General features: G+C 59.1%; 15 protein-coding genes and 1 pseudogene. 3 read left to right on the forward strand and 13 right to left on the reverse strand.

What is annotated here, in order from left to right; genetic code table 11:
- Positions 1-43: 43 nt before the first annotated feature.
- The 12 genes from EN990_RS12355 to EN990_RS12410 form a co-directional block, all read right to left on the reverse strand.
- Complete coding sequence (locus tag EN990_RS12355; protein WP_127369837.1) at positions 44-364, reverse strand: hypothetical protein; 321 nt, start codon at positions 362-364, stop codon at positions 44-46.
- 331 nt (positions 365-695) lie between these two features.
- Positions 696-1,181 carry a hypothetical protein gene (locus EN990_RS12360; protein ID WP_127365509.1) on the reverse strand — a complete coding sequence of 162 codons (486 nt, stop codon included), beginning with the start codon at positions 1,179-1,181 and terminating at the stop codon, positions 696-698.
- A 573-nt stretch (positions 1,182-1,754) separates the two neighbouring features.
- The gene (locus tag EN990_RS12365; RefSeq protein WP_127365510.1) at positions 1,755-2,189 is read right to left on the reverse strand and encodes a hypothetical protein; all 435 of its coding nucleotides are present in this window, start codon (positions 2,187-2,189) and stop codon (positions 1,755-1,757) included.
- Positions 2,190-2,246: 57 nt separating this feature from the next.
- Entirely contained in the window at positions 2,247-3,389 is a 1,143-nt protein-coding gene (locus EN990_RS12370; RefSeq protein ID WP_127384807.1) for a glycosyltransferase family 4 protein, read from the reverse strand.
- Positions 3,386-4,543: a glycosyltransferase gene (locus tag EN990_RS12375; protein ID WP_164753572.1), complete on the reverse strand. Its 1,158-nt coding sequence runs from the start codon at positions 4,541-4,543 to the stop codon at positions 3,386-3,388. The genes EN990_RS12370 and EN990_RS12375 overlap by 4 nt, the downstream gene beginning before the upstream one ends.
- Positions 4,521-5,330: a methyltransferase domain-containing protein gene (locus tag EN990_RS12380; protein WP_081714306.1), complete on the reverse strand. Its 810-nt coding sequence runs from the start codon at positions 5,328-5,330 to the stop codon at positions 4,521-4,523. Before EN990_RS12380 ends, EN990_RS12375 begins: the two co-directional genes overlap by 23 nt.
- A 5-nt stretch (positions 5,331-5,335) precedes the next feature.
- The gene (locus EN990_RS12385) at positions 5,336-6,112 is read right to left on the reverse strand and encodes a class I SAM-dependent methyltransferase (RefSeq protein WP_164753574.1); all 777 of its coding nucleotides are present in this window, start codon (positions 6,110-6,112) and stop codon (positions 5,336-5,338) included.
- A complete protein-coding gene (locus EN990_RS12390; protein ID WP_127365514.1) occupies positions 6,105-7,373 on the reverse strand; it encodes a hypothetical protein in 1,269 nt (422 codons plus the stop codon). Before EN990_RS12390 ends, EN990_RS12385 begins: the two co-directional genes overlap by 8 nt.
- Positions 7,370-8,200, reverse strand: coding sequence for a glycosyltransferase (locus EN990_RS12395; RefSeq protein ID WP_164753576.1), 831 nt, complete (start codon positions 8,198-8,200; stop codon positions 7,370-7,372). The genes EN990_RS12390 and EN990_RS12395 overlap by 4 nt, the downstream gene beginning before the upstream one ends.
- Before the next feature lie 97 nt (positions 8,201-8,297).
- The gene (locus tag EN990_RS12400; RefSeq protein WP_127384809.1) at positions 8,298-9,323 is read right to left on the reverse strand and encodes an NAD-dependent epimerase; all 1,026 of its coding nucleotides are present in this window, start codon (positions 9,321-9,323) and stop codon (positions 8,298-8,300) included.
- Positions 9,323-10,597 (reverse strand): nucleotide sugar dehydrogenase, encoded by a 1,275-nt coding sequence (locus EN990_RS12405; RefSeq protein WP_127368583.1) that lies wholly within the window; start codon positions 10,595-10,597, stop codon positions 9,323-9,325. Before EN990_RS12405 ends, EN990_RS12400 begins: the two co-directional genes overlap by 1 nt.
- A gap of 43 nt (positions 10,598-10,640) precedes the next feature.
- The gene (locus EN990_RS12410) at positions 10,641-11,918 is read right to left on the reverse strand and encodes a sugar transferase (protein ID WP_024503648.1); all 1,278 of its coding nucleotides are present in this window, start codon (positions 11,916-11,918) and stop codon (positions 10,641-10,643) included.
- Between the two features lie 548 nt (positions 11,919-12,466).
- Here EN990_RS12410 and EN990_RS36640 point away from each other — a divergent pair.
- Positions 12,467-12,520 (forward strand): annotated as a pseudogene (locus EN990_RS36640) (Fic family protein); the annotation flags it as partial.
- A 6-nt stretch (positions 12,521-12,526) separates the two neighbouring features.
- Positions 12,527-13,039, forward strand: a complete 513-nt coding sequence (locus EN990_RS12415) for a hypothetical protein (RefSeq protein ID WP_245460925.1) — start codon at positions 12,527-12,529, stop codon at positions 13,037-13,039.
- A gap of 92 nt (positions 13,040-13,131) precedes the next feature.
- Here the strand turns inward: EN990_RS12415 and EN990_RS12420 are convergent, their stop codons facing one another.
- Entirely contained in the window at positions 13,132-13,722 is a 591-nt protein-coding gene (locus EN990_RS12420; RefSeq protein WP_027164125.1) for a biotin transporter BioY, read from the reverse strand.
- Positions 13,723-13,839: 117 nt separating this feature from the next.
- Between EN990_RS12420 and EN990_RS12425 the strand changes: the two genes are divergently transcribed.
- A complete protein-coding gene (locus tag EN990_RS12425) occupies positions 13,840-14,748 on the forward strand; it encodes an MBL fold metallo-hydrolase (protein WP_127368584.1) in 909 nt (302 codons plus the stop codon).
- The last annotated feature ends 22 nt before the right edge of the window (positions 14,749-14,770 follow it).

Genomic DNA, 14,770 nt, shown 5'->3' on the forward strand with positions numbered 1-14,770 from the left:
GCATTTGACAAATTTACACAAAACAACGGGTGTCGTATCCCGCCTACCGGCTGACCGCGTCGTCGTCATCCTGCAGGCCGATAATAAGGGCGGCGGCACCACCGACGGCGGCGCCGCCCAAGAGAACCGGCAGCATGCCAGGTTCTGAGCTGGCGGGTACGATCGTCGCAGTTGGTGTCTCAAGCGAAACGCACATGCCGCCTTCGATAGGGTCGACCTTGACGGTGGCATTGGCTGGAATATCGAGCGCGCAATTGGCTCCGATAGCCAGCGAAGCAGACGCCTGCGCCCCGGTCATGATGCGAGCGCCCGCATACACCGGCGCCTCGGCATCCACCCCTGCATAGCCGCCGGCCTGGGACATCTGGACATCACCCCGGACCTGCGTAAGCCGACCTATCGCGTCTGCGGACGCCGGCACGGACGCAAGACAGGAACAGGTTTGCTGAGCTACAGCCTCGGGCGCGGCCAACAGGACACCCCCTGCGACGAATGCAACAAAAGCAAAAGCAGCCCCGAACCGATGGTAACTCATCATTTTTACCCCACCAAAACCTGCAACTCGCCCTGTTGGTACGAATCACACCCACCCCACCCCAAGCAATAAAGCAAATGGTTAACGAATCCAGTAAACTAGCCGGGCCGCCGACCGATCCAGCACTTTCACTACAGCGGCCAACACCGCTTAATCTTCGTCAGCGGCTGACGCCGTTGTCGTCGTCCTGCGTCGCCGCGAGCACGCCAGACGTCAGAAGCGCGCCCGTGAAAATCGCCTCCGGCGGACCGAACCCGGCGCCGCCACCGGAGGGCTGAATAGCAGCAGTCTGCTCAGAGCCGACAAGCTTGAGGCAGATGTTGTTGCCAAGGCGGGAAACGTCGAGGCTCGAATTGGCCGAAACCTCCAGACTGCAGCCGCCGACCAGAACGGAGGCCGCGCCCTTGGCGCCAACCACCACACGGCTACCAAAATCGAGCGCGCTTCCGACCTTGGCAGCGCCATAGCCCGTTGTTTGCGACACCATCACATCACCGATGGCGGAATGAATGGATCCGATCGGGCTTGCCGAACCTTGATAGGGTGTCGCGCAGCTGCACGAAGCATCCTGGGCAAACGATGAAGCTGAACCAAACCCGATTGACACGACAAATACGGCAAGCGCAGTTTTAACCACAAGGTTCATCAGTCTTCGATCCCCTCTTGCTGCACCGCTTCCGGCGCACCCAGTCCAAGGCAGTTCATTAGCGCGTACCAGTTTTTGGCCACAATTCCAACCTGTTTCGCGCGCGCGAGGCGATTTAAGCTGATGCGTGTCTGTCCGAGCACAGTACTTTAGTGAGAAGGCATGAGCAATTTAGCTGGCCAGCGCACGTTTATTATTAACAGACAGAAATTGAGGTTTCCTTTCCGTCGCCATTGTTCCTAAGGACAGGCCGATCAGAGTCGCGGAGAAATTAGGCACGCTAAATGCGCAAGAAGCCCCACAGCCTGTACTAGCCAAGCGTCAGACGGCATTCGTGTTCGATACTCACTGAGGCAGTGTTACCATTCGGCGGAACCTCTGCCTCTTCAGGATCTTCCCCAAGAAGCTCGGAAGGCGCATATGCATCCTTCTGTTTGCCGTTGCGGACGGACGCGATCTCTATGCCACTCTTGCCCTGACGGATCGTCAAAACGAACGGATTGAGCACTATGCGTCGAGTTCCGGGAAAGAGCGGTACGCATCGCATCGCTGCGGCGGCCCCGAAAATCCCGCTCAGCAAGGTTTGTACGTTGCGCCGGCCTGAACCGGCTGGCCGCAGAGAATTCCGCCCTGCGTAAGTATGGTGGCCAAATCTTCCCCCTCAGCCGTCAGGCACTGCACAACAAGGGTATCGCCAACCCTGGAAGCGATCTTGCCGTCGCAAGGTGTTCCGGCACCTACAGGTTTGCAGGCCAGGACGAGCCCCTGATAGTCTCGGCGCGCCGCTTCCGTCACCAGGAGGCGCATAGCCTGAGGCCTGGAAAACGCCGCCCCGCACAGCAGGATCTTGCGACCGCCGACGCGCAGATCATCGACCGATGGAATGGCGAGCTTGCCGTCAAACGGCTCGAGCGCGGCTACCGGCTTCGCGGGGGACGGGCCGCCCCTCTGCATGACGATTATGCCCAGAAAGCCAACACCAAACAAAACAGCCACGACGGCAAGCAACGCTATGCTCCTGACTGACAAAACCATCCTCCATCCGACCCGGTGCGGCCGGTCCGCTCATTTCGTCGCAAGGGCGCTCAGTCTTTCTATCTGCTGCATGTACTTCTCGATGACGATCGTTTCCGAAAACTGCCGCTCGACCTTGTTTCTGCTCCGGGCCCCCATCCTGTCCCTGGACGAGCCGTCCAGCCGCGCAAACTCGACCATCTTGTTCGCAAGGTCATCAGGGTCCCTCACCTTGCACAGGAAGCCATTGACGGCGTGGTCCACCACTTCCCTGCATCCTGGCACGTCGGTTGCGATCAGCGGCTTGCCCATCGCAGCCGCCTCAAGCAGCGAGCGCGGCGTTCCCTCCCTGTAGGAGGGCAACACGACACAATCGGCGGCACGCATGAAAGGCCGCACATCGTCGGTGGAACCGAGATATTCGACCAATCCCTCGGCAACCCATTTTTCCACGTGCTCGCGGCTGACCGCAGTCCGGTTTTCGACATCAAGAAAGCCGAGCAGTTGGAAACGCACTCCGGGCACCTCACGGCAAACCCGACGGGCCGCCGTGATGAACTCGCCGACACCCTTGTCCCAGAGAAGCCGGGCCACGAGAAGAAAGACGATGGCGCCAGACCCGGTGCGCGCTTCGGACGACGGGGCAAAACGCACGAGGTCGATGCCGGAGCCAGGCAAGAGCGCGGTTCGATCCTTGCGAACCAGGCGTTCATCGACGAACAGCATCCGGTCATCGTCGTTCTGGAAGAAAACCATTTTGGAACGGGCCAACGCCACCCGGTACAAGACCTTGGCAATCCTGAGCAGCAGACCACCGCGGACGAACGCCGTCCCCAATCCCGAAATGTTGTTGATGACGGGAATGCCGTTCAGATTGGCCGCGATGGAGCCGAACACGTTGGGCTTGATCGTGAAGCCGACAAACGCCAGCGGTCTCTCGCGCCGCAAGAGACGCCAGTAGCGCCACAGAAGGACCAGATCCCGCAACGGTGACGTGCCGGAATTGTCCATGTCGAGTTCGACATAGCGGCAGCCCATGGCCGCAATCAGCGAAGAATACGCGTCTCTCGGCGCGACGACGACCACCTCATAGCCACGGCTCCGCAGCGCCTCGATCAATCCCTTGCGGAAATTGACGACATTCCAGGATGTGTTTATCGAGACGATTATCTTGTCGCGAGCAACGGGCGTCATCTCTGCCCACCCGGATATGACGACGGCGCTCTCAACAGCATATCCGCAAACCGATCCGGCGATCTTTCCGACAAGGTCTTTCCGTACAAGGCCGACCGATCGCCGCCTTGGATGACCTTCAGCAGTGCTTCCGCAACTTCCGACGCGCCAAAGCCGGCTGAAATCTCCAGGCCCGACAGCATGTCCAGATCTCCCGCACAGGGGGTGGTGACGATGCCAGGAATCCGGCAAGCCATCATTTCCAGAAGGACGTTGGGAAATCCCTCCGTCGCCGACGTGAGCATGCCGACACGCGCTGCGCGAAACAGTGGAAACGGGTTGTCTCTCTGGCCGAGCAGATTTAGTCGCGAGGCCAGCTCAAGCTCGCCAGCGCGGGCTCTCAACTCCGCTTCCATGGGTCCAGAGCCAACCATGGTCAGCTCATAATCCTCGCCGGTCCTTCGTCTGACCTCGGCCAGCACATCAACCGCGATCGTCGGACGCTTCACATCAATCAGCCGACCGCACCAGACTATCTGCGGACGGCGGGAAAGTATCTCGGCGTCGTGCCCGGGCAATGCCTCCATGGACATTTTGACGATGAGATCTTCATCGACCGGGTTGGGCAAAGTACGCAGCTTGGCGATTGCTCGGCGGGGCAATACGTCACGCAGGCGTTCATTCATATAGCTCGTTTGCGCGACTATCATGTCCTGGCTGCCATAGGCAGCGTAGAGCGCCTTGTAAGCGAGCGCGCGAAGACCCTTGAAGCGGTCCAGAAGCACCGTGGACTCGCGGGCGACCAGCCTATGGCTGCGGAGAAGTCCCACGCTTCGCGCGGCAGCCAGAAACGAGTTTACCCGTGCGTGGCTCGAGAACACCAAATCGTACCGATGCCGGATCAGCCGCGGAGCGAGCAAAAACTCGCTCATGGCCTTACCGCCGCCAAAGCCGTAGCTGCACCGAATTCCCTTCTGGTGTGATCCAGCGGCCTCGCCCGCCGCCTGGCCACCCAAGAAGCCGATTTCGACGTCCCAGTCGGGTCGTCTCGCGAGTGCGCGCGCAACAAGTTTCAAGATGGTTTCGGCACCGCCTCTTCTGTCGAGCGGAATGGCGATCAGCGCGAGCTTCCTTTTCATGAGCCGCGGGAACTCACTGTTTTCGCCGAAAGACATAGGCGTAGGTTTCAGCGGCATCCTTGCGGAGAAGCAGGGCCGAAACGCCTAACCAGATGCGCCAGGCAAGAAAGGCCGGCACGAAAAAATAGAAGTAGGAGCTTTTCCAGAACAGACGGCGCTCGACAAGTTCCAGGTCGTTCCGTTTTGCGATTGTCTCGACGTCACTGGGCAAGCACTTGTCGTAGAAGGCCGGAAACCCGTCATGACCCATGCCCTTTTCAGGATAGATCGCAAAAAGCAGCCGTCGTTTCATCCCCTCCGGCAGGACCCGATTCAATCTGGCAAAAACGGCGTTGCGCGAGGGCGAGAAAATGGCAACCACGCCTCCCGGCTTCACGCAACTGGCAATGCCGCGCAAGGCACCCTCGCCATCACGGACGTGTTCGAGCGTTGCCTGGCAAATGACGACGTCAGCATCGCCCCTCCCCCTAAACGAGGTAAGGTCCGCTTCAATCTCCTCGTCGTATATTCCGCGCGGCGCTTTCGACAACTCTTCCGCGTCGAGGTCGAGCCCAACGACAAAAAGCCTCAGGCGCCGCTTCTCCGAAAGACTGACGAACGGCCTGGCACCCCCGCCAAGGTCGTAAACCCGTGCATTTGAGGTAAGTAAGGGAGGTGCTATCTCCGTCGCAAAGGTCCGGTTGCCGTCGATGCGAAGGCGTCGCGGCAGAGCTCTGTCCAGGAACTCGGAAACAGCCACATTCGCACGAACAAACTTTCGCAATATCGATACTGCTTCACCACCGGTTTCGTTTGGCGATCTGCGCCCACTCGGATTGGACATCCGCGCTATATCCTGTGGAAGACGTAGAGCCGCGTATGATGCGAAAATGGCCCGAGCAACCGGTCCGCGGCAGCACGCAAACCTCTCAGGATTCCATTCTTGCTGTCGTACCAGGCCTGCATCGGCTTGGAGAAAAATGTCTCGTCCTTCAGCCCCTTGAAGCCTCCCCTTGGCTGGGATCCCAGAAGCTTGAAGCCGTGCTGTTCGAAACTGGAAACAATCGAAGACGGCCCAAGAACGAACTGGTAAAATCCGGCCTGTTCACCTGAAAACCTGGGATAGAGACCCATTCTGATCTTCAACTGTCGGAGAGGAGAAATGCTCGGCACTGTCACGAAGGCAACTCCTCCTGATCGGATGATGCGCCTCATCTCCAATGCGATCTCATCGTAACCGTCGAAGAAGTGCTCGATCACCCCCAGGGACCACACCCCATCGAAGAATCCGTCCGCGAAGCCCGTTGCTCGAACATCCCCCACGGTCACTTGCAAATGGGGCGCGGCACGGTTCACCATCCCCACGGTCTTCTGCGCGAAGTCGATCCCGTAGGCGGAAAAGCCTGCCTGGTGGAGGCCATGGACCGTATTGGCCAAGCCACATCCAGCGTCCAGGACCTTGGCCGATCCGGTCAGATATCGCTTGGTGGTTTCAACGACAAAGCGATCCGGCCTCAAGACAATCCCGTCGGCCCAGTGAGAATCCCAATAGTCGTCATCAGCCACCGTGCCGACATGGACGATGCGCCTGTTTTTCTCGTCGTAAAATGCTTTCTTCTCATTCATTTCTGGCATCCGGCCCGACCATCAAAACCGTGCGCTGTTTCGCACCAGGCCCTTGGTCTGCAATCACATTCCTCAATGCGAAAAAGGAACAGGCCGCGGCAACGACATATCCGAACAAAAATGCCATTTCACTGCCAAGCGGCACCCGCCACCAAAGGCCCAATGCCGCCAGACAACAGCAAGCCAACGCCCCTATCGCGTAGGAATAAGTCAACGTCATCGCTTTGTTCGACCGAAGCGCAAACGGGTCGATGATCACTTTTTTGGTCCTGTTGACCAGAACAGCACAAGAAACGATCCCGAACACCGCAGGATCAAAAGACTTCCCCAGCCATCCGGAGGCATGGCCCGAGAAAAACAGGCCAACTATTCCGGCCGCAGCCGCAGCCGCAAAAATGAGTGCGATGGCCGCTCCTTCGAACAGTCCGCGCCGAAACTCCCTGACGTTTCCATTTGCGGCACTGAGAAACGCCCTTGGCACGAAAACGAAGCTGGCCGCATTCATGAAGAAGCCGACAGACCGTTGTGAAAGATCGACACAAAACGAGAAGACACCGAGATGGGTCTCGGAGCCAAGCAACAAAACAATGTATCGAATGCCGACAAACACGCCGCTCTCGGCCAGATTGCTCAACACAAATCCCCAGCCTGTGACCAGAGACCCGGCAAGATAGGAAAAGCCAGGTCGTCTCAGATTCCTAGGTCCCAGCAAGGCAAATGAAATCAGCGCTCCGACGAAATAGGAGAGCGAAAAGGCGGCAAGAGCCGATCCTACTTTCGCATCGCCGACAAGCAGGATTATGGCTCCTGCCTGGTATGCTACGGCCTGGCCAATCGCCGACCAACCGTACGCCCACAAACGCAGTTGTGACCTCAAAATCTCTTGAAGTGCGGTGTGCAAGCCGAAAGAAATGATGATGGTCGCGGCAACGGCATTGCCAAATCCCAGCCACGTCAGTGCCAGCCCAGCCAGGACGACAAACAACGCCACAACTGCAAGCACGGTCAAAATGGACGACACGTACTCTCTACCCATTCCCGCGGCATGCATTTTTGCGGAAACCGGCATTATCGAATAGGTCGCGACTCCAAAAACAAGTGTCGAAATAAATGAAACTGTCGCAATCGTCGTGCTGAAAATACCGTACTGTCCAGTCTCCAGATGGCTTCCGATGTACAGCAATGTCGCTATGTTCAGAAGACCAGGAACAATTCGTATTACGATGGCTTCCACCAACTTCCACAGGCTGGCTTCTTTCATGAAGTCACCCGCACGAATGATCTCTTGACCAAGAACGGGAAACTCAAGATACCAAAGCTCAAACAGGCAAGAACCGCCTTACCCAGGAACCGAACCGACCGATATCGTCCTAGCCAGAATGCCTTGATGTAGATCAAGTTCAGCAACAACATCGGGTATGCATTTTGTCGCTGAAGAAGCCGAATCCTTGCCGTCATCCCCTCCGGCAAATATCGTTTTCGTCCAATCTCGACATTGACACAGATAACGTCGTATTCGATCGCCAATCTGGACCAGAGAAGAGATGTTGGAACACGGCGGAACCGCCCCGCAGGGGGCACGGCAACCCGTTTAAGCAAAGGAGTTCTGATGACCTCCTTCTTGTCGCCGACCACCCGTTCGTCGGCCCGCATCTTTATCAGGTTTGTCCGTTCCAACGGAAACGGCTCTGCTGCCGTCTCTGGGTGGCCAAGAGCCATCGAGAACACAAAACCCGCAATCTTCTCATCGACACCTCTCTGCGAAAGGTGCTCACAGACTTCCGGCAAGCGATCGGCGAAGAGATCGTCGTCATCATCGAAGACCATGCAATAGTCGCCAGTGGCGGAAGCAATCGCCGAAAACATTGCGCGGCCTCTGCCGTCATTCGGGCCAGTGGTGACCACCAAACTGGAATCGCGAGACGCGATTTTCGCAAGCGCTTCGTTCGTTCCGTCGGTCGAACCGTCGACATGGACGCATATCTGCAATGGGCAGTCCGCACGTAGCAGTTGCTGAACCAGCGCGGCAACGCGATCCCGCCGATTGAACGTGGGGATGCAGACGCTCAATAGCGCCTTGGACTGCAATGGATTGCAGACTGCCTGTTTGCGAGCCGTGTCGATTCCATCTGCTCCTGGTTACGTGATCATGGAACAGCGCGGATCAGCCGAGAAACGCCGAGCCTTATCCCCGCCCGAAATAAGCCTTGTACCACTCGACGAACCGCCCGACGCCCTCGGTCACTGTCGTCGTCGGGCGGTAGCCGACCGCCTGCTCCAGCGCCGAGGTGTCGGCGAAGGTATCGGGCACATCGCCGGGCTGCAGCGGCAAGAGTTCGACGATGGCTTTGCGGCCGAGCGCGTTTTCCAGCGCCTCGACATAGGCGGTCAACTTAACCGGGTTGTTGTTGCCGATGTTGAAGATGCGCCAGGGGGCGCTGCTTGTGGCCGGATCCGGACGGCTGGAGTCCCAGGCGGCATTGCCCGTGGCCGGGCTGTCGCTGGCACGGATCACGCCTTCGGCGATGTCGTCGACATAGGTGAAGTCGCGCGTGTGGTTGCCGTTGTTGAACAGTTTGATCGGCTCGCCAGCAAGAATGTTTTTGGTGAACAGGAACAGCGCCATGTCCGGGCGCCCCCAGGGGCCATAGACGGTGAAGAAGCGAAGCCCGGTCGTCGGCAGCCCGAACAGATGGCTGTAGCTGTGCGCCATCAGCTCGTTGGCGCGCTTGGTCGCGGCGTAGAACTGCAGCGGGTGGTCGGCCGGACGATGCTCGGAAAACGGCATGTCGGTGTTGGCGCCGTAGACACTCGAGGTGCTGGCATAGGTCAGGTGCGCGACGGCGCTGTTGCGGCAGGCCTCCAGCATGTTGGTGTAGGCGATGATGTTGCTTTCGACATAGGCATGCGGATTTTCCAGGCTGTAGCGAACCCCGGCCTGGGCGGCGAGATGGATCACCCGGTCGAATGCGTGGTCGGCAAAGCAGGCGTCGACCACGCTCTTGTCGGCGAGATTGCCGCGGATGAAATGGTATCCGGCATTGGTCTTGCGGCTCGCTTCGTCCAGGAGCCGCAGTCTCGCCTCCTTGATTTCCGGATCGTAGTAGTCGTTGACGTTGTCGATGCCGACGACCTCGTCACCGCGCTCCAGCAGCCGCTTGGCTACGTGATACCCTATGAAGCCGGCCGCGCCGGTGACCAGAACCTTCATCAGAAGCGCCCATCCGTGACATGCCTGGGAAACAGACCCTTGATGTCGTAAATGACGCCGGGGGTCTTGCAAAGAGCCTGCAGGCCGTCGACGCCCAGAGCGCGGAACTGCCTGTGGCCGACGGCCACGATAACGCCGTCATAGCGCTGGTCGGGAATGTCCTTCATGCTCGCTACGCCGAAGGCACGCGCGCATTCCTGCGCGTCGACCCAGGGGTCCCATATGTCGATGCCGGCATTGTATTCCTTCAGTTGGGCAACGATATCGGCGACCTTGGAATTCCTCAGGTCCGGACAATTTTCCTTGAAGGCCGCGCCCATCACCAGAATCCGGCTGCCAACGACAGGTATTCCCTTGCGCATCATCAGGCGGGCCGTCTGATCCGCCGCATGCTGACCCATGCCGTCATTGATACGGCGGCCGGCAAGAATCACCTCCGGATGATAGCCGAGTTCCTGGGCCTTGTGGGTGAGATAGTAGGGATCGACGCCGATGCAGTGGCCGCCGACCAGACCAGGCGTGAAGCGAAGGAAATTCCATTTGGTGCCGGCGGCTTCCAGCACTTCGGAGGTGTCGATGCCGAGCTTGCCGAAGATAAGCGACAGCTCGTTCATCAGCGCGATGTTGAGGTCGCGCTGAGTGTTCTCGATGACCTTGGCCGCTTCGGCGACCGCAATGCTCGAGGTACGGTGTGTGCCTGCCGGCACGATCGAGGCATAGAGCGCATCGATACCTTTGGCCGCTTCCGGCGTCGAGCCGCTGGTGACCTTGACGATCGTTTGCAACCGATGCTCCCGGTCGCCCGGGTTGATGCGCTCGGGACTGTAGCCGAGGAAGAACCCCTCATTGTAGCGCAGGCCCGAATGTTTCTCGATCAGCGGAGCGCACACCTCTTCCGTGCAGCCGGGGTAGACCGTTGATTCGAAGATCACCACCGCGCCTGGCGAGATGACCTCACCGACCAAAGTCGAGGCCATGATCAGCGGTTTCAGATCCGGACGGTTGGCCCTGTCGATCGGCGTCGGAACCGTAACGATGAAAATCCCGCAATCGCGCAGATCAGCCTTGTCGGTGGTGAATGTCAGCCGCGACGCAGCACTGATCTCATCGCTGCTGGCTTCCAGCGTATGGTCGTCGCCACGCTTCAGCGCGTCCACCCTCGGCTGGTTGATGTCGAAGCCGACGACATCCCTGGTGACGCCGAAGGCGACCGCCAGCGGCAGACCGACATAGCCAAGCCCGATGATTGCTATTTTCCTGGAGGCGAGATCCATCTGCTTCCTGCGCTTGCTATTCCAGAGCCATACTTCGCATTGGTCATCTCGCACCAAAGCCGGTAAGCATCGTTTTCATTGTCTTGAGAGTTATCAAAACATCCAGCCAAGGCGAAAAGTTCTTTATGTAATAGAAATCATAGTGCAATTTTTCCATAACGTCATCGACAGCAGCCACATGCCCCTGATTTACTTGTGCCCACCCGCTTATGCCTGGCCTGACGATATGTCTGTAGCGATAGAATGGCAGCTCAGCCTCGTACCACTGTGACAGCACGACAGCTTCCGGTCGCGGTCCGATCCAACTCATTTCGCCACGCAGGATGTTGATGACCTGCGGCAGTTCGTCGATCCTGGATTTTCGCAGAAAACGCCCGACTCGGGTGATGCGATCATCGTCGTGCCTGGTGATCGCCCTCTCCTTGTCGCTGCCGGCGCCAGAGTGCTGGCGCATCGAGCGAAACTTGTAGACCGTGCAGATCTTGCCCCGGTAGCCCATGCGTTGCTGGCGAAACAGCGCGGGACCATCGGAATCCAGCCGGATCAGCAGCGCAATCAACGCCAGAACGGGGGAAAGAACGATAGTCAAGACAAGTGCCGAGACCCAGTCGACCGCCTGCTTGATCTTGAGGTAGGCCTGGTTCGGATTGAGCGAACCAAGCGTGTTTTCCGACAGGTGCTCGATCTCGACCCGACCGGTCAGCGACTCGCTGACCTGCTTGACGTGGTATACGGGCGTTCCCGAAAGGGCCCGATCCGCGATGTATCGTTCCCACTCCGCGCCAAGATCGGCACGCAGATCAACGACCACGCCGCTGGCTCTTTCGATTATCGTACTGGTCGACTTGATCCAAAACCAATGCACACCCGGTAATGTCTTGAGGCGCTCGACATCTCCGCCGGGAATCACGACGAGCCGGTACGGATCGAGACGCCGCGTCAACAGGCTCAGGCCGAAATACCAGAGCGTGGACTGCGTGAAACTGGCGGCGGCCTGAAACCGGCTGTACTCGAACCGAAAAAAGAAGATGGTCAGGAAAACAGCCCCGTAGGACAGGGCAAATGTCGGCAAGATGTAACTTGCCGCGGCCACGCCCGGGAAATTTCCGATGCGGCGATAAGATAAGAAGCCCACAAGGTGAGCGATGACCGCAGCGGCTACTGTTACCTGAAGATTGGCCGAATAGATAAATTCAGGATTGAAGACAATCCGGATAATCGCCGGCGCAAAAATCGCGAATGTCAGTCCGCCAAGCAGTTGAAACCGAATCCTGAACAGGAAGTGCCGGCTTCCGACGATAGTCGACGCTGCGACATTCAATGTCTTCCCCCCTTCCCCAAGGCTGCCGTGTCGGCGACAGACCAGCGCGATAGTGGATCTGACCTGCTCGCGCACAAAAACGAATCGGACGTCTCGCCCCCCGGCGATTCGATACAGTCGGAGACCAAGAGCTACGACAGCGCGGCTGCTCCAGCAAGCATCTATTTCTCGGATCAACAGTGCGGGAACTTTTGATCAACAGCATTGCTTGATGCGATTGAAAAGATACCGTCTGCAACGCACCGACGCCGAACGATAGGGCCAATAATGCGATGTAATTTCCAGCACCGCTTCGGCGATCAACCCCTTGGCAAGTCGCCTGGGAGCCGAGACAGATCGATCTAGAGAGCGGAGATATTGCGTTCCGAAGCAGCTGTATGTTGGTGTCGTCGGGACGGCAACCTAGTCAGATGCGTATGGCCGGCGGAAGCCGGCACGGTACCGATCATCGGCCAAAAGATCGGCCAAATATCCTGGAAAATTCGAAATATATCTTTATACGTATTTAGCAGAAGCCAAGATCGGCCAGACATGGAAGAAACCGTTTCAACTACATTCACCCGTTCCCCGACGGCAATGGCCGCGTCAGCCGTTTGATGAGCCACGCCATGGCCCTTGAGGCTGGGATCGCCGCGCACGGGCTGTGGTCGATCTCACGCGGTCTAGCGCGCGGCGTGAAAAGCCGCACGGACTACAAGCGCATGATGGATCATGCCGATATGCCCCGCCAGGGTGATCTCGACGGACGGGGCAACCTCTCCGAGCGCGCACTCGGCGACTTTACGCTATGGTTCATGCAGGTGTGCATCGATCAGGTGAACTTAATGACCGGCTTGTTCGATCTCGACACGCTCGCGAAGCGGCTGCGTCGCTACGTCGAGCGCAGTGGCCTCAAACCCGAAGCCGCCCGCCTCCTGGAGGAAGCGCTAATGCGCGGCGAATTTGAACGCGGCGAAGCGTCTCGCATTAGCGGACTGCCCGAACGCACGGCGCGTCGCGTGTTCAATGAGGTGATCGCGCTCGGTCTGTTGGCGTCGGAAACACCCAAAGGTCCGGTGTCGCTACGCTTTCCGGCCGACGCATTGGATTCACTGTTTCCGAAGCTGTTTCCAGAAACCTAAGTGTGATTACTTGGCAGACGCCACGCTGAAATCCGCCAATCACCCCATGCCAGCCAAGGCTTGATTGCTCAAGCCGCTGGTCTGCTCGGGCTTCAGCCGCGCTTGAGCAGCGTCCAGACGGCCGGCACCAGGCTTGCCGCGAGAGCCACCTTGATCAGGTCGCCGACGATGAACGGCACGACGCCGAACTGCCACGACTTTTCCGGACCGATGAGCAGCGCCAGCCAGGCAAAGCCCATCGCCATCATGACGACTTCGCCAACCAGCATGGCGTTGAAAAGCTTGATCGGGTGGCGGTCCCAGCCGCGATCCGCCGCCCAGCCGACAATGGCCGCCATGACCACGAAGCCGGCGAGATAGCCGCCGGTCGAGCCGAGCATGTAGGCAATGCCGAGACCCTTTTCAGGCGTGCTCTGGAAGACGGGGAAGCCCATGGCGCCCTCGGCCATGTAGAGCAGCAGGGTGGCGACGCCGAGACGCATGCCGAAGGCGGCGGCAATCAGCAGCACGGCCAGCGTCTGCATCGAAATGTCGACCGGCCCGAGCATCACCTTGGTCTTGGCCGACAGTGTCAGCACAAGCGTTCCGGCGATGGCCAGGAAAAGCTGCGTTGCCAGCCGCGCCGCGCCGCTTTGCGGCAGAGCCAGAGAAACAAGCGGACGCATCGTAGTTGCAATTGCCATGGTATTTCCCCAATCCGACTGCCGCTACCAGATGTTCGCGGCCTCATATCCTCCTATATTGGCTTGCGTGTTATGCGGCAATCGGTTTTGCCGTTTCCCGAAACAAGGCACCGATGCATGGCACTGAAGTTCGATACCGGCTTCGACCCCCTCTATGGCCAGGGGGTGAGCGTCGCCCCCGATGTCCAGCGCATCACGGCCCGCAATCCAAGCCCCTTCACCTTTCACGGCACCAACAGCTACATTGTTGGCCGCGATACGCTGGCGGTGATCGATCCGGGGCCGGATGACGAGGCGCATCTGCGGACCCTGCTCGAGGTGATCGCAGGCCGGCCGGTCAGCCATATCTTCGTCAGCCATACGCATCGCGACCACTCCCCGCTGGCGGCCCGGCTGAAAGAGCGCACCGGCGCCATCGTGCTGGCCGAGGGGCCGCACCGGCCGGCAAGAGCCCTGCATATCGGCGAGACCAATGCGCTCGACGCCAGTGCAGACATGGCTTTCGTTCCCGACATCGCCCTTTCCGACGGCGAGGCGGTCGATGGCGACGGCTGGTCGATCAGGACGGTTCTGACCCCGGGCCACACCGCCAATCATGCGGCATTCGCGCTGGAAGGAACCGGCATCCTGTTTTCGGCCGATCATGTCATGGCCTGGGCAACCTCCATCGTCGCCCCGCCGGATGGAGCGATGGCCGATTACATGGCCTCGCTGGACCGGCTGATCGACCGCGAAGACCGCTTGCTGCTGCCCGGACATGGCGGGCCGGTGACGGCACCGCGCGCTTTCATGCGCGGGCTGAAGACGCACCGCAAGATGCGCGAGCGCGCCATCCTGGAGCGGGTCCGGGCCGGCGACCGGACGATCGTGGACATGGTCAAGGCGATCTACAGGGATACCGATCCGCGGCTGCATGGCGCCGCCGGATTGTCGGTGCTTGCCCATCTCGAGGATCTGACGGCGCGCGGTCTGGTTGTGACCGATGCCGCACCGGCCATCGACGGCATTTTCACGCCGGCCGGATAGGCAATGCAGCCCACTGCCAAGT

Source organism: Mesorhizobium sp. M7A.F.Ca.US.005.03.1.1 (assembly GCF_003997975.1).
GTDB lineage: Bacteria > Pseudomonadota > Alphaproteobacteria > Rhizobiales > Rhizobiaceae > Mesorhizobium > Mesorhizobium ciceri.